Annotated in this window: 18 protein-coding genes; 16 read left to right on the top strand and 2 right to left on the bottom strand. The window is 46.5% G+C overall.

The genetic code is table 11. The features are described from left to right. Positions 1-49 precede the first annotated feature (49 nt). From LHUE1_RS00775 to LHUE1_RS00755, 5 genes are all read left to right on the top strand, one after another. Positions 50-1,114 (top strand): hypothetical protein, encoded by a 1,065-nt coding sequence (locus tag LHUE1_RS00775; RefSeq protein ID WP_049169283.1) that lies wholly within the window; start codon positions 50-52, stop codon positions 1,112-1,114. Positions 1,115-1,147: 33 nt separating this feature from the next. Next, the gene (locus tag LHUE1_RS00770) at positions 1,148-2,296 is read left to right on the top strand and encodes a glycosyltransferase (protein ID WP_049169284.1); all 1,149 of its coding nucleotides are present in this window, start codon (positions 1,148-1,150) and stop codon (positions 2,294-2,296) included. Positions 2,297-2,298: 2 nt separating this feature from the next. Next, positions 2,299-3,396 (top strand): glycosyltransferase, encoded by a 1,098-nt coding sequence (locus LHUE1_RS00765; RefSeq protein WP_049169285.1) that lies wholly within the window; start codon positions 2,299-2,301, stop codon positions 3,394-3,396. A 98-nt stretch (positions 3,397-3,494) separates the two neighbouring features. Next, positions 3,495-4,292 carry a DUF4422 domain-containing protein gene (locus LHUE1_RS00760; RefSeq protein WP_049169286.1) on the top strand — a complete coding sequence of 266 codons (798 nt, stop codon included), beginning with the start codon at positions 3,495-3,497 and terminating at the stop codon, positions 4,290-4,292. 166 nt (positions 4,293-4,458) lie between these two features. Then, positions 4,459-5,142: a sugar transferase gene (locus LHUE1_RS00755; RefSeq protein WP_390882699.1), complete on the top strand. Its 684-nt coding sequence runs from the start codon at positions 4,459-4,461 to the stop codon at positions 5,140-5,142. A gap of 96 nt (positions 5,143-5,238) precedes the next feature. On the opposite strand, the gene LHUE1_RS00750 is transcribed toward LHUE1_RS00755, so the two are convergent. Continuing rightward, positions 5,239-6,132: an LCP family protein gene (locus tag LHUE1_RS00750; RefSeq protein ID WP_049169288.1), complete on the bottom strand. Its 894-nt coding sequence runs from the start codon at positions 6,130-6,132 to the stop codon at positions 5,239-5,241. A gap of 159 nt (positions 6,133-6,291) precedes the next feature. Between LHUE1_RS00750 and LHUE1_RS00745 the strand changes: the two genes are divergently transcribed. The 6 genes from LHUE1_RS00745 to LHUE1_RS00720 all read left to right on the top strand — a co-directional run bounded on the left by LHUE1_RS00745 (position 6,292) and on the right by LHUE1_RS00720 (position 15,890). Further along, a complete protein-coding gene (locus tag LHUE1_RS00745) occupies positions 6,292-7,056 on the top strand; it encodes a tyrosine-protein phosphatase (protein WP_049169300.1) in 765 nt (254 codons plus the stop codon). Positions 7,057-7,429: 373 nt separating this feature from the next. After that, the gene (locus tag LHUE1_RS00740) at positions 7,430-9,583 is read left to right on the top strand and encodes an AAA family ATPase (RefSeq protein ID WP_217774520.1); all 2,154 of its coding nucleotides are present in this window, start codon (positions 7,430-7,432) and stop codon (positions 9,581-9,583) included. Positions 9,584-10,268: 685 nt separating this feature from the next. Next, positions 10,269-10,670: a Spx/MgsR family RNA polymerase-binding regulatory protein gene (locus LHUE1_RS00735; protein WP_010491576.1), complete on the top strand. Its 402-nt coding sequence runs from the start codon at positions 10,269-10,271 to the stop codon at positions 10,668-10,670. Between the two features lie 353 nt (positions 10,671-11,023). Continuing rightward, the gene (locus LHUE1_RS00730) at positions 11,024-12,955 is read left to right on the top strand and encodes a fructose-1,6-bisphosphatase (RefSeq protein ID WP_049169291.1); all 1,932 of its coding nucleotides are present in this window, start codon (positions 11,024-11,026) and stop codon (positions 12,953-12,955) included. 134 nt (positions 12,956-13,089) lie between these two features. Beyond that, positions 13,090-13,920: a YitT family protein gene (locus tag LHUE1_RS00725; RefSeq protein WP_049169292.1), complete on the top strand. Its 831-nt coding sequence runs from the start codon at positions 13,090-13,092 to the stop codon at positions 13,918-13,920. A gap of 1,124 nt (positions 13,921-15,044) precedes the next feature. Continuing rightward, positions 15,045-15,890 (top strand): sortase domain-containing protein, encoded by an 846-nt coding sequence (locus LHUE1_RS00720; protein ID WP_080978093.1) that lies wholly within the window; start codon positions 15,045-15,047, stop codon positions 15,888-15,890. 199 nt (positions 15,891-16,089) lie between these two features. Here the strand turns inward: LHUE1_RS00720 and LHUE1_RS00715 are convergent, their stop codons facing one another. Beyond that, positions 16,090-17,121 (bottom strand): branched-chain amino acid aminotransferase, encoded by a 1,032-nt coding sequence (locus LHUE1_RS00715; protein ID WP_049169294.1) that lies wholly within the window; start codon positions 17,119-17,121, stop codon positions 16,090-16,092. Positions 17,122-17,711: 590 nt separating this feature from the next. On the opposite strand from LHUE1_RS00715, the gene LHUE1_RS00710 reads away from it, so the two are divergent. The 5 genes from LHUE1_RS00710 to glgA all read left to right on the top strand — a co-directional run bounded on the left by LHUE1_RS00710 (position 17,712) and on the right by glgA (position 25,215). Continuing rightward, on the top strand, positions 17,712-18,893 hold the full coding sequence (locus LHUE1_RS00710; RefSeq protein ID WP_213291518.1) for an RNA-guided endonuclease InsQ/TnpB family protein: 1,182 nt from the start codon (positions 17,712-17,714) through the stop codon (positions 18,891-18,893). A 174-nt stretch (positions 18,894-19,067) separates the two neighbouring features. Continuing rightward, the gene (gene glgB / locus LHUE1_RS00705; protein WP_213291519.1) at positions 19,068-21,128 is read left to right on the top strand and encodes a 1,4-alpha-glucan branching protein GlgB; all 2,061 of its coding nucleotides are present in this window, start codon (positions 19,068-19,070) and stop codon (positions 21,126-21,128) included. Positions 21,129-21,468: 340 nt separating this feature from the next. Then, the gene (locus LHUE1_RS00700) at positions 21,469-22,611 is read left to right on the top strand and encodes a glucose-1-phosphate adenylyltransferase (protein WP_049169315.1); all 1,143 of its coding nucleotides are present in this window, start codon (positions 21,469-21,471) and stop codon (positions 22,609-22,611) included. Further along, positions 22,608-23,777, top strand: a complete 1,170-nt coding sequence (glgD, locus tag LHUE1_RS00695) for a glucose-1-phosphate adenylyltransferase subunit GlgD (RefSeq protein WP_047105716.1) — start codon at positions 22,608-22,610, stop codon at positions 23,775-23,777. The genes LHUE1_RS00700 and glgD overlap by 4 nt, the downstream gene beginning before the upstream one ends. Beyond that, positions 23,770-25,215, top strand: a complete 1,446-nt coding sequence (glgA, locus tag LHUE1_RS00690; protein WP_049169318.1) for a glycogen synthase GlgA — start codon at positions 23,770-23,772, stop codon at positions 25,213-25,215. The genes glgD and glgA overlap by 8 nt, the downstream gene beginning before the upstream one ends. Positions 25,216-25,233 lie beyond the last annotated feature (18 nt).

Raw genomic sequence — 25,233 nt, 5'->3', positions numbered from 1 at the left:
ATCATAAAAACATGAACATTTTGGGTAGGACAGGAAGTAGGGGGGACTTATGAGCTACTTTAACATTCAATCTATTAACAACACTGCAGGGGGCAAAGCATTTGCGGCAAGTAAGCCGATTGCTGATACTATTAAAACACTTTCGACATTAGGGTCTATTGATATGGGGTCAATTGATTCTTTGCCGAATCTTCTTGGTAGGAAAGTGATTTCTTACAGTTCCTTAGCAAATTATTTTAAGCAGGTTAGTTCCGGAGATACAATCTTTATACAATATCCTTTGTATATCTCTTATCCTGCGTTCTTGCAGGTTGTTTATTATTTGCGATTCGCTAAACGCTGCAAACTTGTATTCATTATCCATGATGTCAACTCTTTACGTATCGATCCAACGGTCGGGCTGGGGGGGATGGGGCATACAAACAATGCTCAACGTTCACTAAGAAATGAACTCAGGATACTTAAACTCGCATCGGGGATTTTGGTGCCAACAAATGCGATGCGCAAGTTCATTGAAAATACAAATAAAGTATCCGCTAAAGTTGTCGTTTTCGGACTATATGAGCACTTGGCTGATTCTCTTGACGTACCAACATTTAAGAATCAACGAACGATGATATTTGCAGGTAACTTGGACAAATCTTCTTTTTTAAGTAAACTCACTCATTCCACATTTCACTATGAGATATACGGGAATAAACCTTCTAAGTTTGCTTTACCTGAAAGCCTTGATTATCGCGGTTCTTTCCCTTCAGACGAATTAGCCGCGCAATTCTCGGGAGGGTTTGGACTGGTTTGGGATGGATCATCGGTTGACGGTATATCTGGCGTTATGGGTGATTATTTGCGGTACAACAGTCCTTTCAAGGCTTCTATGTTCTTGGCAAGCGGCATTCCTGTAGTTGTTTGGAAGAATGCTGCTATCGCTGATTTTGTTAGCCAACATCGTCTTGGTATTACGGTTAACTCATTAGCCGAAGCAGAATCGGCAATAAAGCAGGTAACAGATGAACAATATGCAGAACTCACCGCTAGTGTTCGTTCTTTTGGACTTCAATTGAGACAAGGTGCCCAGTTTAAAAAGGCACTCGAAGATGTTCTCACGTTCGTCTAAATACGGAAGTTGAATCCGAGGAGGAGTTTATAGTTGAAAGTTTTGCTGGTGGGGGATTTTCAATACGGCAGTGGCATGACCGTTTATATGATGAATACATACAAGCAGCTGTCAAAAAAAGGTGTTAAAGTTGAGTGTGTTAGTTATTCTGGCAAGCATGACTTTGAAAAGGAAACGAACGCATTAGGTTGGCCAGTGTATTATGTTACACGTGTTGGAAAGAATCCTATGAAGCACTGGATAGATTGGGCTCGATTTTGTAAGCAGCATAAACAATCTTATGACATTATCCATTTCAACTTTTCGTCATCCTGGAATTTCTTGCCAGTTGTGTTTGCACACTATTTTACGAATGCAAAAATAGTTGTACAATCGCATAACACTGACTACAGCAAACCAATTAAATCGCATGTTTTCAAGGCTACCATAGACACCGTGAACAGGTTAGGTCGGCATATTTTTTCTAGGATCAGTGATTTAAAGTTAGGTGTGTCAAATGAAAGCTTGGCATGGATGTTTGGCAAAGACAATCAAGGCATTGTCTTGAAGAATGGCATCGATCTGCGCAAATTCCTTTTTTCAGAGAAGCCACGCCATGACTTGCGACAGTCACTTGGATTAGGTAATGAGACATGGGTTGTTGGTATGGTGGGTGTCTTAACTGAACGCAAAAATCCTTTTTTCTCGCTAAAAATATTCGAAGAACTGCATGATAGGCATTTGGAAAGTCATTTGGTAATTATCGGCAATGGCGAACTTCGTGAGAAACTCGAACAGGAAGTCCATCAGAAAGGCCTAGATGCTGATGTTTCTTTTATAAAACATACTGATGCTATGAATGATTGGTACACAGCATTTGACGTCCTACTCTTTCCCTCACTGTTTGAGGGGTTTGGTTTTGTACCACTTGAAGCGCAGGCTTCTGGGCTTCAAGTGGTTGCTTCTGATCAGATTCCGCATGATGTCATGTTGACTGATAGTATTGTGGCGTTACCACTTAATGAGCCCAAAATGTGGATCAAAAATCTACGCTCATACTTAGATAAATTACCCGTCAACCGTAATGATATCAGTGAACGAAACATAGAATCAATTGACTTGGCAGGATACTCGATTGTGTCATCTGCAGCTATCTTAAAGCAATGGTTTGATAAATTATTGCTTCAGGAGGAGAGCATATAGTTATGCGTGACAAAGAAAAAATCAAAACACTTGTAATCCTTCCTTTTTTATCTGGTGAAGGTGGTACCGAAACAGTCGTTAATGAGTGGATATCTCATTTCGAACACTCGTCTGATTTTGAGATGTCATTCCTCCTACCACAAGGATCAATGCGCGATCATTGGTACCCGTCCTTCTCTAAGAAAGTTAAAGTGTTTAAATTCGCTCAACTCTTTAGAAATAGGCGCTCTATTCGGAATTTATTTGGAGCGATCTGGCTTGCTTTCGCAGTTTTATTTACGTCTGCTGATGAGGTAGTTTGTTTAAGTACAAAGCTAATTTATGAGGTGGCATTTTTAAAAAGGCTATTTCACAAAAAGTTTAGAATAATTTCTTGGATTCATTTTTCCTTGCTTCACGGACAAGATGTAAGTCTAGATGATCTCCAAAAAGCGGATTATCATTTGGCTATTAGCACAGGCATTCAGCAACAGATGCATGACATTAACATCGAGGCTTCGAGAATTGGAGTAGTTGGAAACCCCGTTTCCCCAACAACAAACGTAATCCCAGCATCCACGGATGGTATTACTAGGTTTGTTTATAGTGGACGAATTTTTGTTGATGGCGAAAAAAATCTGAGAGAACTTGTGCTTGGCTTGAACAAACTAAATAAGTTAACAAAGCAATGGACTTTGGATGTCTTTGGTGACGGACCAGATATGTCAGAATTTAAAGAATTGATTGCGCAAAAAGGTATTGCAAGCCAAGTTACTTTACACGGCTGGGTGACTCAACCACTCGATAAACTAGCTCATGCTGATTGTTTGGTGTTAACTTCAACGTATGAAGGATTTGGGATGGTGCTTGCCGAGGCAATTGCAAGAGGCATTCCAGTCATTAGTTCAGACTGTCCAACCGGGCCTGCCGATATTGTAAATGATAGCAATGGTTATCTTTACAGACCTGGTGATGTAAGCATGTTGACAGAGAAGATGATTGCTATCATTAATAAAGAAAAAGTCTTTAATCATGATGACTTACCTAGTACGGTTTCTAAATTTTATTCTAAGTCATATTTTAATCGTCTCGAACAGTTTCTTGTGGCTTTTTCTGAATAAGCAGATGTTAAAGCTTTATAAGCTTAATTGCTTGAAATTTTGATATAAAGCTATTCTTCTTGCAAGAAGCTTGCCAATCATTAAGGAGCGTTATAAAAATGCATATCAGTGTCCTTATTGCAACTCATAAACCATACCATATGCCTTCAGATCCTGCGTATTTGCCGATATTTGTGGGTAGCAGTCTTCATTCAGAAATTCCAAATGGGTATCAACGTGATGACCAAGGTATCAATATATCGGATAAGAATCCGCATTATAACGAGGTAACTGCTATATACTGGGCATCTCAAAATCTTAATGCAGACGCAATTGGGTTGGTTCACTATCGCCGATATTTTTCTAATCGTTCTTTTGCACAAAAAAAAGACTTCTCATCGATCCTACGTGAGTCTCAGATTGAAGATCTCCTAAAGCGATCTAGCATTATCGTACCTAAACCACGAAACTATTACATTGAAACAATCGAGTCCCATTATCGACATAGCCATAGTGCCATTGGTATTGATGCTTTGTACGAGGTTATTGCGCAGCAACCAGCTGAATATCGCGAGAGCTTCTCAAAAGTCATGCATTCGAAACAAGCCCACATGTTTAATATGTTTATCATGCGTCGAGAAGAGTTCAAGGCATATTCTTCTTGGCTGTTTTCGATCCTGTTTGCAGTTGAAGCAAAAATTGATTTCTCTAAGCTTCAAGGCAATGAAAGTCGCGTGATGGGCTTTCTCGCCGAGTTACTAATGGATACTTGGCTTTTAGCTAATAACAAAACGTACCTGGAATGCCCAGTCATCTTTATGGAGAACGAGCACATCGTCAGAAAAGCGCGCAATCTTATTTTAAATAAATTGACGGGAACACATGTTAATTTGGACACACACATCGGAACCAAGTAGAATAGCCGGTATAGCAATTGCGCCAGTTGTTAGAAATTCGGCGTGAATTTCATTTCCATTTCATTGAATGGAGACCTTGCTCATTCGTTAAGAATATCTTAAAATGGGGAGGAAATCTTTGGGGGGTTTCGCAGCACCAACGCTTTTAATATTGGAGGAGATTAGTTTGGAAAAACAATTGGAGAAGACTCAACATCGAGTCGAAGTTTTAGAGAGTGAGCCGGCTAACGTTTCGTCAGTCTATTTGTTTGAAAAAAGGGTGTTTGATATTATTTGCGGTCTCTTTGGAATGGTGTTAGTCATTGTGACAGCACTAATATTAGAACCTTTTTGCTTAGTCGGTAGAAATAAAGGGCCATTGTTTTTTAAACAAACTCGTGTTGGGCAGAATGGTAGAAAATTCAAAATTTATAAGTTTAGAAGCATGGTTGTTAATGCGGAGGACGTTTTACATAAAGACGCTACTCTTTACGATAAATACGTAAGTAATAATTATAAGTTACCTCCTAAGAAAGATCCACGGATCACTAAACTAGGTATTTTTATCAGGAAGACGTCGTTGAATGAGCTACCACAATTCATCAACATTCTTAAGGGTGACATGAGTATGGTGGGCCCTCGGCCAGTTGTTGAAAGTGAATTACGCGAGTATGGCCAGCATGTTGATCAACTGCTTACTGCTAAACCGGGCGCTATGGGACTTTGGCAAGCTAGCGGGCGGAGTAAGATCGGGTACCCGCAGAGAGCCGACTTAGAGCTTTCCTATGTTGCCAATCGTTCCTTTAGTTATGATTTATTGATTATTTGCAAAAACCTTGTTTCAATTTTCAAAGCTGATGGAGCTTTTTAATTTACAGTTTGTTTTTTATGGTTGCGCTAAAAAGAGGCCGACGACTTGATACAGAATATATTCTGTATCAAGTCGTCGGCCTCTTTTTGTATCACATCACTTTGCGTCTAACGCCTTCTGAATCACATCATGTCCCCGGGCAAGCTCAGTGTCTGACATCACCTCAAAAGCCTGTCCATCAATATTCTGACCAGTACCATGCAGCTGATCGCTTTTAATGCTGCTACCTGCATCACGATAAGCTGTTGCTAGATTCTTAACCGATCCAAGTGATACATCGGTTCGAACGTTCTTACCAACAGCGTTAAGGAACTTTTGACTCAATACAGTCGTGGGATTCTTCTTCAACTTATTGATAACTGAAGCAAGGATCAACTGTTGTCGCATTTGCCGTCCATAGTCGCCTTGCGGATCGTCATACCGCATACGTGAGAACTTCAGCGCATCGCTACCTGAGAGGTCATAAGACTGTCCTTTAACAAAGGACTTACCTTCATAGTCGAAACTCAGTGGTGAGGTGACAGTGACGCCGCCAACGGCATCTACCATCTGTTCTAGGCCTTTCATGTTGACAAGTAGGTAACCGTCTAGTTTGATGTTCAAGAGCTTCTCAACGGCTTCCATGGCCGTGTCAGAGGAGCCGTAGGAATAGGCGGCGTTGATTTTGATGGTGACATCATCGAAAGTAACTTTGGTGTCACGCGGTACCGAGAGCATGGTGGTTGTCTTTGACTTTGGGTTTAGAACCATCACAATCATGGTATCGGTGCGGCCTTTATAGGAGCGGCCAAGTTCACCGGTGTCGGTACCGAGTAGTAAGTAAGCAACGGGTTTTCCGCTGGTGGTTTTGTCGTCTGAAGATTTGTTGGTCTTCTTATTATAGGAATAAATTTGGGATGTTGAATTATGAACCATGTAGTACACGAAACCGCCAAACCCAAGAGCGGCAACGAGTACGACGAGTAGAACGCGTACTAGGATCTTTTTCATTTCTAGACCTCATTTCCTCCGTAATCTTTTGATATTATACCGCAAAGTGTGCTATCTCGCTGATCTATTGCGAATCGTTAACAAACTGTTACAAAAAAACGATTTGACGTTGGCAGCGCTTCATTAGATACTAGAGAGTATTGGAAGGGGAACTGAATGATGATTGACGTGCATTGCCACATGTTACCAGGAATTGATGATGGCTCAAAAGATTTAACGACTTCATTGGAATTAGCGGAAGCAGCGGTCGCTGACGGGATCACACATGCCTTGATGACACCGCATCATATGAATGGACGGTATACGAATCATGCAGCGGATGTGATTCGGCTGACTGATGAGTTTCAGGATGTGCTGGAGCAGCGGCATATTCCATTGACTGTTTTTCCGTGCCAAGAGGTTCGAATTAATGGCGATTTGTTAGAAGCAATTGACCACCATGACATTTTGACTTGTGATGTGACTGGCCATTATATCCTAATTGAATTTCCGTCAGATGATGTGCCACTTTACACACAAAATATGTTGTTCGAAGTGATGCAACGCGGAATGGTGCCCGTGATTGTGCATCCGGAACGTAATACACGACTAATGAAGCATCCGGGTTTGCTATATCAAATGATTGAACGTGGCGCGTTTGCACAGGTGACTGCTAGCAGCTATGTCGGAACGTTCGGCAAAAAGGTTCAGCAATTTTCAGAGGATATTATTGATGCCGGACTGGCACATGTCTTTGCCTCTGACGCGCATCACTTGCCTGGTCGTAGTTATGAGATGTCTGCAGCTTTCAAGCGTCTGGAGCGTAAACGTGGTGAAAAGAAGGCTAAGATTTTTGAAGACAACGCCCGAGCGCTGGTCAATGGTGATCCGCTAGTGCGGTTTAATGAGCGGAAAGTCGAAAAGCGGCTGCTGTCGCGGTATTGATACTTTAAGTTGTTTGCATAAAAATATTTCTGAAATAATTAGCACTCGCCTTGTTCGAGTGCTAATTTCGTGCTATAATACATTATGTAAACAAGGAAAAGGCGCAACGGCATCAGTGCCACCAAGTGAATAAGCTCGACACGAAAGTACTGCCAGTGCGTCTGGGAGTACTTTTTTGTAGAGCGTGAACTGGCGCGGTTAGGCGTCGGAGTGTAAGTGGCCTTGAGCGTGATGACCCGGGTTTGGTCATTGCGACCAAGGTCCTTACACGGAGGTCTCTGGGCTGGTGAGCGCGTTTCAGAGAAGTATCAAGCTTCTCCGCGCAAACGCACCGCCTTTTCCCCGCACATTCCCAACAAGGAGGAATTCAGCTATGGCAAACTTTAACGATCCGTTTTTCAACAATCATGATATGGACGATATTTTTAATCAGATGCTTCAAGGTATGGGTAAAGGTGAATCAGCCCGGTATGTGGTCAATGGCCACGAAATGACGCCTGATGAATTTGCCCAGTATCGTGCGACTGGTCAGTTGCCGAAGCAGGGCGATGAAATTCCGGTTGCGACCACTGGTGAACAGGCCGTCAAGAAGGGCGGTATCCTTGAGAAGCTTGGTCGCAATCTGACGCAGGAAGCCAAGGATGGGTTGCTTGATCCGGTTATTGGCCGGGAGCACGAAATTCAAGAGACTGCCGAGATTCTGAGCCGGCGCACGAAGAATAATCCGATTTTGGTCGGAGATGCCGGTGTCGGCAAGACGGCGGTTGTTGAAGGCTTAGCGCAAGCGATTGTGAAGGGTAACGTTCCTGAAGCGATTAAGGATAAGCAGATTTGGTCGATTGATCTGTCGAATCTGGAAGCTGGGACACAATATCGTGGCAGCTTTGAAGAGAAGATTCAGAATCTGATCAAAGAAGTGAAAGCTGCTGGCAATGTCATTCTGTTCTTTGATGAAATCCATCAAATTCTCGGTGCCGGTGCAACTGGCGGCGAAGAATCCGGAGGCAAAGGCTTGGCTGACATTATCAAGCCAGCATTGTCTCGCGGTGAGATTACCGTGATTGGCGCGACCACCCAAGACGAGTATCGCAATACCATCATGAAGGATAGCGCGTTGGCACGTCGGTTCAATGATGTCACCATCAACGAGCCAAGCGCTGCGGACACGGTCAAGATTTTGGATGGCGTCAAGAAGCTTTACGAACAACACCATCACGTTCAGTTGCCGGAAAATGTTTTAAAGGCAGCGGTGGATTACAGCATTCAGTATATTCCACAGCGTTCTTTGCCTGACAAAGCGATTGATCTGATCGATATGACCGCGGCACATCTGGCAAGCAAGCATCCGATTGTCGACAAGGTTGAACTGGAAAAACAAATCAAGGATCTGAACGCCCAAAAGGATGCAGCGGCGAAGGCTGAAGACTTTGAAAAGGCCGCCAGCCTTAAGAAGGAGATTGCCGACAAGCAACATCAGCTTGAAGGAACGAACGACGAGAAGCCTGTTGTGGCAACGCCGAATGATGTCGCTGCGGCGGTTGAGCGTTTGACCGGGATTCCGGTATCGAAGCTTGGTGCGTCTGACATTGAACGGCTGAAGGGCATTGGCAAGCGTCTGAAGGGCAAGGTCATTGGCCAGGATGAAGCCGTTGATATGGTCGCTCGGGCCATTCGTCGGAATCGGGCTGGTTTTGATGAAGGCAATCGGCCAATTGGTAGCTTCCTGTTCGTTGGACCAACCGGTGTCGGGAAAACTGAATTAGCCAAGCAGTTGGCACTGGATCTTTTCGGCAGCAAAGATGCGATTATCCGCTTAGATATGTCTGAGTACAGCGATCGTACCGCGGTATCCAAGTTGATTGGTACTAGTGCCGGGTACGTTGGCTACAACGACAACAAGAACACGCTGACTGAGCAAGTACGCCGGAATCCATATTCGATCGTTCTGCTCGATGAAATCGAAAAGGCTGATCCACAAGTCTTGACGTTGTTGTTACAAGTTTTAGACGATGGTCGGTTAACCGATGGCCAAGGCAATGTCGTGGACTTCAAGAACACTGTCATCATTGCCACTTCCAACGCTGGTTTCGGCAACGAAGCGTTAACTGGCAAGAAGGAAAAGGACGAAGACTTAATGAAGCGGTTGGCGCCTTACTTCCGTCCTGAATTCCTGAACCGGTTCAATGGCATCGTTGAATTCAGTCACTTAACCAAGAAGGACTTAGGCAAGATTGTTGACCTGATGCTTGAAGACGTCAACAAGACGCTGGCTAAGAAGGGCATCACATTAACAGTGACTGCGGCAGCTAAGGATTGGTTAATTGCCCAAGGTTACGATGAAGCGATGGGTGCACGACCATTACGGCGGGTCATTGAACGTAATATTCGTGATAAGGTAACTGACTTCTATCTGGATCATCTCAAGGCGAAGAAGTTGCAAGCGGATCTGGTTGACGACACCATCGTCATCAGCGAAGCCCAGCCGACCAGCGGCAAGCCTAAGAAAGAAGCCGTTGGCGCAAAGTAATCGTATCTCGCCAAAACATTTAAATTAAAACCGCCCGTTAGATTGGGTATGCTTCATAGTCGTCAAGCGTGAAAACGCTTGGCGGCTTTTTTTGGTCTCAAAAAAGTTGTATAATAAATTTTAAAATAAATTGTGCACGTCCTTTTTCAGGTGAAGATCTTATCTTTTGTCTGCTTGAGGGAGTGCAAAAGCCTTGTGCACAAGGCTTTTAAGGGACTGATATTTGGCAAAAATATTTAAATGTTAGTAATCGCAAATTATTTTTTTAAAAATTGTTATTGAAAGCGATATAAGCTTGTGCTAAATTTGATGTAAGCCAACCGGTGATATGAAACTGAAATATCAGATTTCATGCTAAAAATTCACAATTAAATCAAGCCCTCGTTCAGGCACTATCACCGTTATTTAATTATTGTAGGTCAGGACTTTGACTTCAACCGTTCATTTTTTAACGACCTGATTCATTTTGGTCAGCATGCCTGAATGATTGAAATCCCAGTCACATAGCATGAGAGTGTCTTTATTGTCATAAGTGCCTGAATGTGTTAAATTATTATTAGGATAATAAAATGGTGTCGTAAGTAAATCACCATAGGACTTGTGAACGTTGTTAGCATTGAACACGTGGGTGGTATTAGCAGAGAAACGATAATGATATATTATCGTTTTGTTGAGGGGTGATTGGATGATCAAGTTGTATACATCAGGTTCGTCAAAATCGAGTCGCGAAGCTAGAGCGTGGTTAGAAGCCAACGGACTGCCGTTTGAGGAGATTTCGTTGTCGAAACAAGGCATCAGCAAAGCGCAGATTTTGGAACTGTTGGCCCGATCGGAAGATGGCATCGATAGTTTAGTCTCACGGCGTTCAAAGGCGTTTCAGGCCCTTGATGTTGATTTTGATGCATTGTCACTTAAAGAAGCGGTTGATTTGTTATCTAAGCAGCCAGCCATTCTCCGTCGGCCGATCATCGTGGACGATCGGCGCTTATTGTTCGGGTTTAACCAAGATTCAGTCCGCGTCTTCCTACCGCGCGAGGTTCGGCGGCAAAAGTTGTGGGCAGCGTTGCTGAACACTTCGAGTGTGTGAAGGGTTCGGCAACGAACAATTTTGATAAGTTAGGTTTATGCATTAAAGAGTCCCGTCTGTGACATTGGCAGATGAGACTTTTTTTGTTTGCGTACGCTTTTGAAAATAGTGGATCAACAAAACTTAGCGACTGAGCTTGGAATCGTTGGTATAGTTTTCGGTTTGCCTTAATCAGCTTATCTTTCGAAAAGTTCCAATTAAAAAGCAGTGGTTATGTTCCGGTTGCTAATGGTGCTACCACCGTCATATGATGAATTTCCTTCAAAAAGTGGTGAAACCGTATACAATTTCCTGAAATATGCTATCATATTGCCATGAGCCAAAAATTGGTCTACGTGAAAGGAAGCTATTTCATGGATTTGTACAGTGAGCTGACGGCAAAATATCAAACGATTCCAGCCATTGCAACCGAGATTATCAATCTAGAGGCAATTTTGAATCTACCGAAGCCGACAGAGGCGTTTATGAGTGACATCCACGGGGAATATAATGCGTTTCAGCATGTCTTGCGCAATGGCAGCGGCAATGTCAAAAGCAAGATTCGGTCCTGTTTTCGGGATGAGATGACTGAGAAGACATTGCAGCGCTTTGCGTTTTTGGTGTATTACCCGTCTGAACGGTTGGCTGCGATTCATCAAGAGATGGATGGTGACGATCTGCAGCAGTGGTATCTGACCACTTTTCGGCGCCTGATCCGATTGTTGGCCTTTACGGCGACGAAGTATACGCGTTCGAAGGTGCGTAAGGCAATGGCGCCGGAGTTTGTTTATATTACCGAAGAGCTGCTGTATAACGATGCTTCGATGCAGGACAAGTTGGCCTATTATTGGCAGATTATTCATAACCTGATTGTTTTGGAGCAGGCAGATGAATGGATTGAGGCCACCTGCCGAACGATTCAACGTCTGACCGTTGACCATTTTCATATTGTCGGGGATATCTACGATCGGGGACCGGCCCCGGATCAGGTTGTTGAAAGTCTGATTCGGCGCGACCAACGGCATTCGGTGGATATTCAGTGGGGCAATCATGATATTTTATGGATTGGCGGCGCAGCGGGATCGGCGTTGTGTATTGCCAATCTTGTGCGGATTTCGGCGCGGTATAACAACCTGAGTATTCTGGAAGACGTTTATGGGATTAATTTGCGGCACCTGGCGCGGTTGGCGGAGCAATATTATCAGGATAACCCGGCATTTTCACCAAAGTTGGGGCGGTCAGATCGCCCAATTACCGAGGCGGAGCGCCTGCAAATTACCCAAATTCATCAAGCAATCGCGATGATTCAGTTTAAGCTTGAGGGTCCAACGATTAAACGGCGACCCGAGTTTGAGATGGATCACCGCTTGTTGCTGGATAAACTCGCACCGGATTTTACTACGATCGACCTTAATGGCCATACTTATCCGATTGAAAATGGCTGCTTTGCCACGGTCGATCCCGCCTATCCGTACCGTTTATTGCCAGAGGAAAAGGAAGTCATTGATTCGCTGGTGGAGTCGTTCACGCATTCCGAAAAGCTGCATCGTCACATGGATTTCCTGATCAATCGCGGCAGTATGTATTTGCGCTACAATCGCAATCTGCTGTTGCATGGGTGTGTGCCTGTGGACGAAGATGGCAATTTTATCGGCTTGACCATTGACGGCACCACTTATGCCGGCCGCCAATTATTTGACATGCTGGAAGCCAACTTGCGCCTGGCATACAGTCAACCAGATGAAAAGGCTGACTTAGCGACCGACCTGTTGTGGTATTTGTGGACCGGACCGAATTCACCGCTTTTTGGCAAGCACGACATGACGACGTTTGAACGGTACTTTATCAAGGATCCTGCGACCCATGTGGAAGGCCGCAATCCTTATTATCATTTGCGCAAGGATCCGGATTTTATCAAGAAAATTTTGGAGGAGTTCGTCCTCGATCCGGAAGTCGGGCACGTGATTAATGGCCATACGCCGGTGAAAAAGGGTACCGATCCGATTATGGCGAATAACAAAATGATTGTCATTGACGGTGGCTTTTCCAAACCTTATCAAAAGACGACTGGGATCGGCGGCTATACGTTGCTGGACAATTCATATGGGATGCAGCTGGTGACCCATCAGCCGTTTACCACGAAGGCGGATGCCATTGCCAATCTGACCGACATTATTTCCACGCGGCGGGTTGTTGAAACTGAGGCGCGCCGTCGCACGGTGGCAGAAACCGATATTGGCACGGCGCTTCAAGCAGAAGTCGAAGTTTTGAAACAGCGGTTGGCTGAACTGCGTAACGAAGATTAAACAGAACTCGTCTATCAGTTAAAACAACGTACATGTTGGCGCTCTGAACAAACGCGTTTGTCAACAAGTTACTTTTCCCGTATATTATTAATATGATAAGAAACGGATGAACCCCAAACGGAAAGGGTGGCTTGATGCAGAAAACGATGCGGCATCCTGTGCTGAAATGGCTGTGGATCATGCTTGCGCTCACGCTGATTGCGGTGAGCATCAATATGTTTTACGCGCCGCATGCGGTGGCAGCAGGTGGAGCAACCGGTATTGCCATTCTGGTGCAGGAAGTAGCCGGTGTTCAGGTGGGAATCACCACGATGGGCGTCAATTTGTGTATGCTGGCGTTGGCATGGTTTTTCCTTGATCGCAGCACGCTTAAGCGGATTCTATTCGGCAGCTTTATGTTGCCGCTGTTGTTGTGGCTCACGCCTGAGATCAACCTAGTGACCGATCGCTTGCTGGCCATCATTGTTGGCAGTGTCGTTTTCGCGTTCGGCGTTGGGTTGCTGTACCAAATGGATGCCTCAAGCGGCGGGACCACGGTGCCGCCGCTGATTTTTAAAAAATACTTCGGGTTGAAACCGTCGCTGATGTTGTTAGTCACCGATATTGTGGTGTCATTGTTTAACATCCCGGTTTCTGGCGTCGAAGCGTTTATCTTGGCAGTGTTTGCCTTGACGATCACCAGCCTTGTCATGAACTATGTCGAGACCGGTTTTGATCGCAAAAAGGTGGTCTATGTCATGAGCGACCAACTGCCACTAATCAAACAGCAGATTCGCGATGAGACGTCCCATGGCTTAACCGTTCAGCAAGTTGTCGGCGGCTTTTCCGATGAAGCTAAAGAAATGCTGATGGTGGTTGTCGAGCAGAGCAACTTCAAGCAGCTGATTGAATTAGTCCATGCCGTCGATCCGCATGCATTTATTTTGACCGTCGCCGCGACTGAAGTGCACGGCGGCAGTATCTGAGCAAGCAATTTGTAGGCATGATATCAATGTGAACGGGACTTCCAGTGACAAACTTGATTGTCATCTGGGAGTTTTTTCATGGACAGATCACGCTAACCTTTGTCTGCCTCAAAAGCGCACCTGTACTCGAAAAACAACGGCCGTTAGTCAACGCCCATAACCAACTTTCAAAAATATTTCTTTTATAATATGGTCAAATAAAACGAAAATAGCGAAATATTGGGTATTATTTTGATTATAAATAACAAAGACACTTTTAAAAGGTAAGCGTATTTGTTTACCCGCTATATTAATTTGTGCATAATCTAAAACAAGAGATGGCCATCTCTAAAAAAGAATTTATGTGGTAAGTCAGTTTCATAATATGGACTGGGGGAGTCTATATGTTACGCAAGAGTCTGATGACTTTCGCTCTTGTGGCAAGCGGACTGGTGGTAACATCAGCTGTCGGCTTTCACATGCAGCACCAAGACGTGGCCGGATCGCGTATCACAACAAGGGAGAAAGTTAATGCTGTAAGTGCTTCAAGCGATTTGCTCAATGCAAAACTGGCGGCGCTGCCTGTTGAACAGACAGGGGCGCTGGCGCACGGAGCAAGTGGTTCAGGCGTTACGACGAGTCAAACGGCGTCACCGACGCAAGTTAAGGCGACACCGCAATATCATGTATCCGTTGTTAAAAACGCACCGGTAAGTTCACTCAAGTATTTTGGTTTACAGGTTTCAAATTCAGCGGCAAGTCAAACCGAAGCTAAGACAACGGCAGTTAAAACAGCTGCTGTTACCACTAAGGCAAGCGCAACGGCCGCATCTATAGCCGCCGCTGTTAAGACAACGGCATCGACCGTATCTGCCGTTAAAACTGCAACTGTCAAACAAACAGCTACCGCGGTGGCCAAGAAGACGACGGTTGCCGTTGATTTACTTGACGCGACGGCGGCTGTTCAACCGGCTGGACAGGCAGTTGCCCATCCGAAGTGGTCCGTTGTCGCCAGTGTTACTAGCAAAACAACGACCAAGCAGCCTGCTGCAACTTCAACGCAGGTTTCGACTAGCAAAGCAACCGCTTCTTCCGCTGTCGCTGTGACAACGACCAAGGCAACAACCGAGACCCAAGTTTCCAGTGTGCCTGCAGCACCAGCCAAGGTAACCACCTCGGCACCAGCCGCAAGTACGACGACAGCCCCAGCTACGAAAGCTCCTGCGCCGGCAGCAAAAGCATCAACACCAGCCGCAACGAGTTCATCGACAAAGGTTGATTTGCTCAATAGCACAGCAGCTTCACAACCGGCTAATCAATCGGTTGCCCATCCGAGCTGGTCAGTTGCTTCAGGTACCGTTGCTAGTCAACAGCCAGCTGCCCAAACCGCAGTCAAGGCTTCGACACCAGCACCGGCAGCTTCAAAGGCATCAGTTGCTTCCACACCAGCACCAGCCGCTAAACCAGCTGCCGCACCGTCGACAAGGCAAGCCTCTGCACCGGCAGCAACACCAGCACCGGTTCAACAGGCAAAGCCAGCACCAGTCGTTACACCAGCGCAACCAGTTAAACCACAAGTTCAACCCGCACCAACTTATGCGAGTCGGGTCTTAATGTTTGCTGGGGTGACCGTACCGTATATTATTGGTAACGAAAGCATGGATGCTGCGCCGGCTAATGGCGCTGCTACTTGGGGCGGTCAAGCTAACTACAGCAATAACAGCGGCGAAAATACGCACTTTATCGGGCACAACCCTGGAGCGTTTGCCGCAATGCTGTCATTAGGCATTGGTTCGCCGATCACCGTTACGGATGCAGCCGGCCAAGCCCGCACGTATCACGTTTATCGGTTAGCAACCGTTAACCCGAACGCGGTCACCGCGGATGGTCAGGATCTGTGGGATGACATCACCGGTACTGGCGGTGGTCAACGCATCACCTTACAAACATGTGTCGGTGACTACTGGCGCCTGATTGCCTTTGCACGCTAATGAAAAGCGCCGCACGGACATCGACACCAAAATATGACAGGAAATTTAGGCAGTTATTTTAAGCCTTCATCATTAGAAAGATCGCGATACTCATGAATTAAAAAGCAGCCGTCAAGTTAAAAACTTGACGGCTGCTTTTAATTTGGCCGGAGATTGCGTAGTTTGGCACGGCACGGTGATGACAAGTTCAAAAACTCAGCTAGTCAACCGGCACGTCCACAATCCAACCTTCCGGAGCCGGGACATCCCCAAACTGGATGCCGGTCAGCTCATCGTAAATTTTCTTAGTGTAAGGACCGACTTCAGTTTCGGAATAAAAGACATGCTCATGGCCATTGTAAGTGATGCTGGCAATTGGCGTAATGACTGCGGCGGTGCCACACGCGCCGGCTTCGCCAAATTGATCTAAGTCTGTAATGGCAATCTTGGTTTCCTCGGTCTTCATGCCGAACCGGTCATGCGCCAGTGTCAAAATGGAGTACTTCGTGATACTTGGCAAGATCGAAGGAGACTTTGGCGTTTTCAAAGTTTTACCGTCTTTGGAAATGCCAAAAAAGTTAGCCGAACCGACTTCTTCGATGTACTTATGCTCAATTGGATCCAGATAGATCGCATCGCCATAGCCGTGTTCATGCGCAAACTTACCGGCTTGCAAGGAAGCCGCATAGTTGCCGCCGACTTTAGCCTGACCGGTGCCATAATGGGCGGCGCGGTCATGTTGATCGGCCACAATAAACTTGGTTGGCACCATGCCGCCTTTAAAGTAAGGACCAACTGGCATGGCAAAGACGTCAAAAATGTATTCTTTTGCCGGTGCAACGCCGATATTGGGACCAACCCCAATGAGCATTGGCCGCAAGTAGAGCGTGGCGCCGGTACCATATGGCGGCACGTAGTCATGGTTGGCAGCTACAACCTGTTTGACCGCGTCCACGAACCGGTCTTCAGGAAACGGTGGCATCAATAACTTTTCCGCAGAGTTATGTAGCCGGTGGGCATTTTGATCAGGGCGGAAAAGTTGAATTTTTCCGGACTTGGTACGGTAAGCTTTGAGTCCTTCGAAGGCGCCTTGGCCATAATGCAGAATCGGGGAGCCTTCGTTGAGACTTAGATTTGGGTCAGTGGATAAGGTGCCTTCATCCCAGGCACCGTCCTTCCAGTGGGCAACATAGCGATACGGCAGTTGCATGTAATCAAATCCTAGGTTGTTCCAATCTATATCGACGCTCATCGTCATCCCTCCAGTGGTTGGGTGCTTAACTAGACCAGCAGATTTGGTCAGTTTGGTTAACATTGCGATTCCATTAAATAATATAGGTTCCATCTTAGGCGATTCTCACAAATAACTCAACCGAAAAAATTGTATTTACTGTTAATATCTCCCGTAAGCGGTTACAATTAGACGCGTAGGGGGATTATATTCCTCTTGGCGGTAGCTAATCGTTTTATTTATAAAAGTGTTCAGGTGAGCGTTTCTTGAGCCTTTTGAATGTCTTGCTGTTACACTTGGGGCGATAGGGAATATTCGCGATACGTGATGAAGGTGAAGCACGCCGAATCATGTGAATGGGGGAGGTTGTTAACAACACTCAAATATTTTGAAGGACATTGAACTAAGCGGTACAACGTGAACAAAATAAATAAGTGGAAGGTGTTCATGTGTTCAAATCAAGCCAACTAGCGAAATATATTGCTAAGAGACTTAGTTCTAGTGATCTATTGGGCTTGCATCGTACCGCTATTTAGCATTGGTTTGAACGTCTACTTCAAGCTTTCTCCCGAGTAGTGTTTAGCCAGCTAATTGAGAGGAGGTGACAACTTTTGATTAAAACGCATAAGATTAAGCTCTATCCCAATGCAACCATGCGGCGTGAACTGGAAAGGCTTTTCAATTATCGGCGGTTTGTTTGGAATCAAGCTCTTGAAACTTGGAATGCCATGTACGACGCATCTCTAGTGATGGCGGATAAAACGTTGCGGCCTAACGAACGCAAGGTGCGTAATGAGCTGGTTTGGAATAAAGCCGACTGGCAGTATGAGCAGTCCGCCCGAGTTTTGCAGCTCGCGGTAAATGATTTAAGCAAAGCGTGGAAGAACTACTTCAATCCGAAGATGCCAGATCACGATAAGCCCAACTGGAAATCTAAGAAACGATCTCGCAAAACGTTCAAAACGGATCGGGCGCAACTTGTGAATGGCAAGTTACGTTTAGATAAACCTCATGGTGCTGGAACGTGGTATGACATCAAACTAGCCGAACAACCGCGCTGGCAAGGAGAATTGAAACAAGTTTGCGTCGTTCAAGACGCTGATGGTTACTATGCCTCCTTTTCAATTGAGGTTCAGACTTTTGTTGAAAAGCGGCCGGCTCTAACTGTCACTGGGGTTGATGCCAACATCGGCAAGTTTGACTATCAAACGTCAACTGGTTATGCGACTCAACCCACCCTGCCTGACCGTCTGCCAGTGCTTTACACTCGTATTGCTCATTATCAGCGCCAATTAGCCCGCAAACGGAAAGTAAATCCCAAGCGTTTTAACTCCGCGGCTTATCGCACAACGAGAACCAAGTTGAAGCGCCAATACCAACGAGTTGAACGGATTCAAACGGATTTACTACAAAAGTTTACGACTATGCTCGTCACTGATTATGACCTAATTGGGATTGAGGATCTGGACAATCACCATATGCGCATGAATAAACGTCTCGCGAAGAACCTGCATCGATCATTGTTTGGTAAGTTCAAAGTGATTATGCAGTATAAGGCCGATTGGTATGGCAATACGTTAGTGCTAGCGGATCGGTTTTACCCCAGTACGCAACGCTGTTCCCGCTGTGGTTATGTTAAAACGGCTGATGAACGCGTCACACTGAGGGGCAATTTGAAACACCGAACTGGTCATGATGACTATCATTGTTACCAGTGTGGGGTGAAGTTGCGGCGAGACGAAAACGCCGTTGAGAATCTGGTGGCTTATGCAAAATCAAAGGTTACGGGGTAGGCTATACCCTTAAAGTTCAGGAGGCGGTCACTGTCATGCTGAATTATTTCAGAGTGGGAATACCGTTGTTGACGGGACTAAATGAAATGTAGGATTGTCAATCAAGAAAGGAAATATATAAAACTTTTATTGGTGTCAAAGAGACATTCTTCCACATTTTGTATAGCAGTGATCATGATCCAAGGATTAAAAGATTGGTTATATCTTTTCAACACAGGACAGGATTTTCAAAGTTACAACCGGTTTGGGGCACATGAAGTGGAACCAGGTAAATGGTCATTCCTCGTTTGGGCGCCGCACGCCAAGCAGGTCCAGGTTGTCGGTGATTTTAACGATTGGCATGGCAGCCCGCTGAAGCTCCAAGGGCAAACCGGCTGTTGGTACGGTGAATTGTCTGCCCAGAAACATCAGTTATATAAGTACCAGATTGTTGGTCCGGACGGCGCGACCCACGAAAAGATCGATCCTTATGGCTTCGGTTTTGAACGTAAACCCGGCAGTGCTGCACGTTTGGTTGATGTCCCCCGGATCACTTGGCATGACGATACCTGGCTGGCCAAGCGCAGCAAGTGGCGGCCGTATGACGAACCCCTGACGATTTACGAAGTGCACTTAGGCTCGTTCATTCGCGACACCAATGCCGGCCCGGATGGCGGGTACATGACGTATCAGGACGCCATTGATAAGTTGATCCCGTATGTGAAGGATTTGGGCTACACCCACATCGAGTTTCTGCCATTAATGGAACACCCGCTCGATGCCTCATGGGGCTATCAGTTGATGGGCTATTTTGCCCCGACCAGCCGTTTCGGCGATCCCGAAGACTTTCTGCGATTTGTCGATGCCGCACATGAAGCCGGGCTTGGCATCATCATGGACTGGGTACCAGGTCATTTTATTAAAAATACCGATATGCTGGCACAATTCGACGGGACGCCGACCTTTGAATACACCGACCCTCACCGTGCGGAAAATGTTCGGTGGGGCACCTGGAATTTTGATTTAGGCAAGGCACAGGTTCAGAGCTTTTTAATTTCCAGCGCCATGTATTGGCTGGATCATTGCCACCTCGATGGGCTGCGCGTCGATGCCGTTTCCAACATGCTGTACATGGACTATGACGCCGGCAAGGAAAATGACCGCAATCAATTTGGCGGCCGTGACAACCTCGAAGGCATTGCCTTTTTGAAGCGGTTGAATACCAAAGTGTTCGCTAAGCATCCCGATGTGCTTATGATGGCCGAAGAAAGCTCGGCTTATCCAAAGGTATCGGCGCCGATCAACACCGGCGGCCTAGGCTTCAATTACAAGTGGAACATGGGCTGGATGAACGATACGCTCAAGTTCTTTGAAGAAGATCCGGTGTATCGCCACAGTGATATGAATTTATTGACGTTCTCATTCATGTATATGTACAACGAACAATTCGTTTTACCATTTTCACATGATGAAGTGGTGCACGGTAAGAAGAGCCTGATGCACAAAATGCCAGGCGACCGGTACAATCAGTTCGCTAACTTACGCACCATGTATGTCTGGCAAACGACATTCCCCGGGAAAAAGCTATTATTCATGGGCAGTGAATGGGGACAGTTCCTCGAATGGCGCGACTGGAGCCAGCTTGAGTGGGTTGACTTGAAAGATCCGATGAATAAGAAGATGCAAGGGTTCACGAAGACGTTGAATCATTTATACACCGCCCGTCCAAGCCTGTGGCAACAAGATCATCAACCAGCCGGCATTAAGATCACCATGGCCGACGAACCAGATGTCATGAGCTACATCCGCTACGGTAAACAACCAGATGATTTTACGGTGGTCGCAATGAATTTTGTGCCAGTCCAAAAAGACCACTTCAAGATCCCGGTGCCAAGACTAGGCACGTACACCGTGTTATTGAACACAGAAAACATCGACTTCGGCGGCACCTGGACCAAGTGGCAGGCAACTTTGACGGCAAAAGAAGGCAACACCCACGGCGAACCGGCCTGGCTCGACGTCATCTTACCAGCCATGGGCGCCTTGCTCATCGCTCCTAAAAAACTGGCACCACTGCCCAAGCCACCAAAACAACAAAGCAAGCACCAGCCAGCAATCACCGGCAGCCCATCACCCAAAGCCATCGCCACTCAAAAACGCGAGGCGATCAGTCACCACAAAGATTGGGGAACAACCCCAGCGCGGGCGCAGCCGCCGACAACATCGCTGAGTGTGAAGAAAAACAAGAGCTTCTGAGCTTCTCCGTGCTCGCTCGTGCCACTGTCTATAGATTATCAGGATGTTTTCGTACATCTTCATGAGACAGAAAATAATAAAAGCGTCGGGAATCAGTTAGTGCCAAAGCGGAGCGATCGGAGGCCAGATGGGGCTCAGCTGTGAAATTGGTCTTAAACGGGTGGTTTTCCCGTTTTAGACCAAGGCCGAGCTTTGAAACCGCGGTTTTTGCGGGTTCAAAGTCGTGCCCACAGCGTTCCAGCCCCAGCTGGCCGGAGATCGCGGAGTTTGGCACGGTGTATCAGAGAACCTTTTTATATAAAGAAGTAAGGGGGGAAGGCGCACCACATGCGCCGCAATCATGAGTACTGAAATGTTGGGAATCATTCTAGCCGGAGGTCAAGGCACGCGTTTAGGCAAATTAACCAAAACCACTGCCAAGCCATCCGTGCCGTTCGGAGGCCGTTACCGCATCATCGATTTTACCCTGAGCAACTTAGCCAACTCCGGGGTAAACACCGCGGGGGTCATCACCCAGTACCAGCCGCTTGAACTGAATCGCCACATTCAAAACGGTGCTAGCTGGGGCTTGAACGAACGCGGCGCCGGCGTCACGATCCTGCAGCCATATGCCTCAAGCGAAGGCGAAAAGTTCTTTGAAGGCACGGCGCATGCGATCTACCAAAATATTGCGTATATCGATTCTTATAATCCGCAATACCTTTTAATTCTATCCGGCGATCATATTTATAAAATGGATTACCAAGCCATGCTGGACTACCACAAAGCCAAGAAAGCATCGCTGACCGTGGCCGTCATGCCCGTCGCCAAAGACGAAGCGAAGCGTTTTGGCATTATGAACACCGACGACACTGACCGGATTATCGAATTCGAAGAAAAACCGGCCAAGCCAAAGAGCAACTTGGCATCCATGGGGATCTACATCTTCAACTGGCCAACGCTCAAGCAATACCTGACCGAAAGTTACGCGACAGATGGTGCGATGGAAGACTTCGGTCATGACGTCATTCCGGCATATCTAACCCATAACGAAGCCAGTTATGCTTACGCGTTTCGGGGTTACTGGAAGGATGTCGGGACGATTCAGAGCTTATGGGAAGCTAACATGGAGTTTCTAAATCCGAACAACCCACTCAATATCGGCAATCGTAACTGGCGTATTTTCAGCCAAAACGAAGCACTGCCACCGATGTTCCTGACCAAAACCGCCAAAGTCTCCGGCTCGATGATCGTAGACGGCTGCTATGTCGCCGGTGCCATTGAACACAGCATCTTGAGCCAAAATGTCAAGATTGGGGAAGGTTCAGTCATTAAAGATAGTATGATCATGCCAAACGCCGTGATCGGCAAGAACGTCACCGTGGATCATGCGATTGTCGGCGAAAATGCGATCATTGGCGATAATGGCAAAGTCATCGGGAAACCAAACGAAATTAGTGTTGTCGGTTACGGGGAAGTTTTAGGAAGGACTGAAAAAGAATGAGAAAAGGCGATTTAGCAGCAATCATTGATCTGAATGAAAAAGACGACCAAATTCAGCCATTGACGGCAGCCCGCCCGATCGGCACGCTGCCATTTGCAGGGCGCTACCGGCTCATTGATTTTCCGCTGTCATCACTGGATCACGCCAATGTTCGCAGTGTGGCGATTTTCCTGCCTAAATCCGGGCGCAGTGTGACCGACCACATCCGCAGCGGGTCCACCTGGAACATGGATCAGATCACGGGCGGTATTTTCACGTATCCGTATATGGCTGGCCGCGATTACGAAGATCCGCAGCTGCGGGCCCGTTATTATGATGACTATCTGCAATTTCTGCGCAAGAGCAGCGCCCAGTACACGATCATTATGGGCACCCAAAATGTCGCTAATGTCGATGTGGACGCGATTGTGGCGTACCATCAAGCCGGTGAAAGTCCCGTCACCGCCGTTTACAAGAATTTACCCGAAACGGCGATGCAGCCGGAGGATCTCACGTTGGACATGACCGAGTTGGGGACTGCCAGCTCAGTTGTGCCAGCATCGGAAAACCGCGGTCACCTTAAAGAAGGCAAAATCCCGGCGTTCATGGACATTTACCTCATTGGCACCATTGACCTGATTGATTTACTGATCGACGCTTCCGAAGCACCGACATTCAAGCGCCTGCCGCAGATCATGCGCGAAGCCGTGTTGCAAAATAATGCCAATGCGTTTGAATACACCGGCTTTTTGGCGAAGCTCAATACGATTCAGCGTTATTATGACGCTAACATGAGCATGTTGGAGGATCAGAATTATCAGGCGTTGCTTTACAGTGCCAACTCGATTGAAACCAAGAATAAGAACGAAATTCCGACGTATTTCTCAACCGAATCGAAAGTGACGAACAGCTTGCTCGGCACCGGTGATTTCATTGAAGGCGACGTCAACCACTCGATTCTTTTCCGCAATGTCCACATTCATCGCGATGCGTTGGTTGATCACAGCATTGTCATGCAAGGTAGCAAGGTTGGCACTGGCTCCAGCGTGAAATATGCGATTCTGGACAAAGGCGTGATTATCGGGCCAAACCTGGCTTTGGAAGGTACCCCGGAAGAACCGCTTGTATTCGCCAAGAATCAGAAAGTCTTTCAGCCAGATGGTAAGGGAGTGACGGCTCGTGCTTAAAGTTCTTTTTACTGCTGCAGAAAGTGCTCCGTTTTATAAAACCGGGGGCTTAGGTGATGTCACGTATGCCTTGCCAAAAGCAATTAAAAAGCAAGGCGTCGACATTCGGGTTGCCATTCCGTTTTACGAAAAAAAGTTTCCGGCTAAGTATCTGCCTAAGGTTAAGAACCTGACCCATTTTACACTTGAGATGGGTGGTCGCCCGGTTTACGTGGGTCTTAAAACGATTAAACTGGGGGATGTGACGTATTATCTGATCGATAACCGCCAGTATTTTGATCGCGATGGCCTGTATGGTTACTGGGATGATGGCGGCCGGTTCGGTTTCTTCCAGATGGCCGTGATCGAAATGCTGCAGGTCATTGAGTGGATTCCGGATATCATTCATGCCAACGATTGGCACACGGCGTTTATTCCGGTGCTGTTGAAGGAGAAGTATGGCTGGATTCGCCCGTATCAAAACATTAAAACTCAGTTGACCATCCATAATCTACAGTTTCAGGGATGGTTCCCGCCGTCAATTCTGGACACGGTCTTTCAAATTGGCCGCCAGAGTTTTAATGACAATGGGTTTGCTCAGGATGGCTCGGTCAACTGGCTTAAGGGCGGCATCAATTTTGCCGATTTAGTGTCGACGGTAAGCCCGAGTTATGCGCAGGAAATTCAATCGCCGGCGTTTGGCGAGCATTTGGATGGCACGTTACGCAAACAAAGTGGTAAATTAGTCGGGATCCTGAATGGGATCGATGCGGAAGTGTATGATCCGGAAACCGATCCGCATCTGGCGTATCATTACAACGCCAAGAATTTAAAAGGCAAAGCCAACGACAAACGCGTTTTGCAAGAAGAGATGCATTTGCCGAAGCGGTCCGATCCGCTGTTTGCGATGGTCAGTCGGTTAACCCGGCAAAAAGGTGCTGACTTACTGGTCGATGCCTTGGAAAACTTCCTGGTGCAGAATAATGTCCAAGTTGTGATCTTGGGAACTGGCGATCGCGATCTTGAAGAAGATTTACTGTCGATGCAGGATCGCTTCCCGGGGCAGTTAGCCGTGCGGATTAATTTTGACGAAGCGATGGCGCAGCGGATTTATGCTGGAGCCGACTTCTTCATGATGCCGAGTGCGTTTGAACCCAGCGGCTTAGCGCAAATGATGGCGATGCGGTACGGAACGTTGCCAATCGTGCATGAAACCGGCGGACTGCGGGATTCGGTGACGCCGTATAACGCGGAAACCGGTGCCGGCAATGGCTTTAGTTTCTGGGAGTACAATGCTGGTGTCTTTGCGAAAATCTTACGAATGGCCAAAAATGTTTACGCGGATCAGCCTAAGGTTTATGCTCGACTGCAGCAACAAGCCATGGCCATGGATTTTGACTGGCATCATTCGGCAGCTGCGTATTTGAAGGGGTATGACCGAATTTTAGGCAAAGCATGAGGTGGCAATCAACGAGGT

It is taken from the genome of Lacticaseibacillus huelsenbergensis (assembly GCF_029726355.1).
Classification (GTDB): Bacteria; Bacillota; Bacilli; order Lactobacillales; family Lactobacillaceae; genus Lacticaseibacillus; species Lacticaseibacillus casei.
This window is presented reverse-complemented; position numbering and strand designations above follow the sequence as displayed.

What these genes read in the sequence shown, in the direction of transcription:
- LHUE1_RS00775 (WP_049169283.1), top strand. Translation starts at nt 50, where the DNA reads ATGAGCTACTTTAACATTCAATCTATTAACAACACTGCAGGGGGCAAA.
- LHUE1_RS00765 (WP_049169285.1), top strand. Translation starts at nt 2,299, where the DNA reads ATGCGTGACAAAGAAAAAATCAAAACACTTGTAATCCTTCCTTTTTTA.
- LHUE1_RS00760 (WP_049169286.1), top strand. Translation starts at nt 3,495, where the DNA reads ATGCATATCAGTGTCCTTATTGCAACTCATAAACCATACCATATGCCT.
- LHUE1_RS00750 (WP_049169288.1), bottom strand. Translation starts at nt 6,132, where the DNA reads ATGAAAAAGATCCTAGTACGCGTTCTACTCGTCGTACTCGTTGCCGCT.
- LHUE1_RS00745 (WP_049169300.1), top strand. Translation starts at nt 6,292, where the DNA reads ATGATTGACGTGCATTGCCACATGTTACCAGGAATTGATGATGGCTCA.
- LHUE1_RS00740 (WP_217774520.1), top strand. Translation starts at nt 7,430, where the DNA reads ATGGCAAACTTTAACGATCCGTTTTTCAACAATCATGATATGGACGAT.
- LHUE1_RS00735 (WP_010491576.1), top strand. Translation starts at nt 10,269, where the DNA reads ATGATCAAGTTGTATACATCAGGTTCGTCAAAATCGAGTCGCGAAGCT.
- LHUE1_RS00730 (WP_049169291.1), top strand. Translation starts at nt 11,024, where the DNA reads ATGGATTTGTACAGTGAGCTGACGGCAAAATATCAAACGATTCCAGCC.
- LHUE1_RS00725 (WP_049169292.1), top strand. Translation starts at nt 13,090, where the DNA reads ATGCAGAAAACGATGCGGCATCCTGTGCTGAAATGGCTGTGGATCATG.
- LHUE1_RS00715 (WP_049169294.1), bottom strand. Translation starts at nt 17,121, where the DNA reads ATGAGCGTCGATATAGATTGGAACAACCTAGGATTTGATTACATGCAA.
- glgB (WP_213291519.1), top strand. Translation starts at nt 19,068, where the DNA reads ATGATCCAAGGATTAAAAGATTGGTTATATCTTTTCAACACAGGACAG.
- LHUE1_RS00700 (WP_049169315.1), top strand. Translation starts at nt 21,469, where the DNA reads ATGAGTACTGAAATGTTGGGAATCATTCTAGCCGGAGGTCAAGGCACG.
- glgD (WP_047105716.1), top strand. Translation starts at nt 22,608, where the DNA reads ATGAGAAAAGGCGATTTAGCAGCAATCATTGATCTGAATGAAAAAGAC.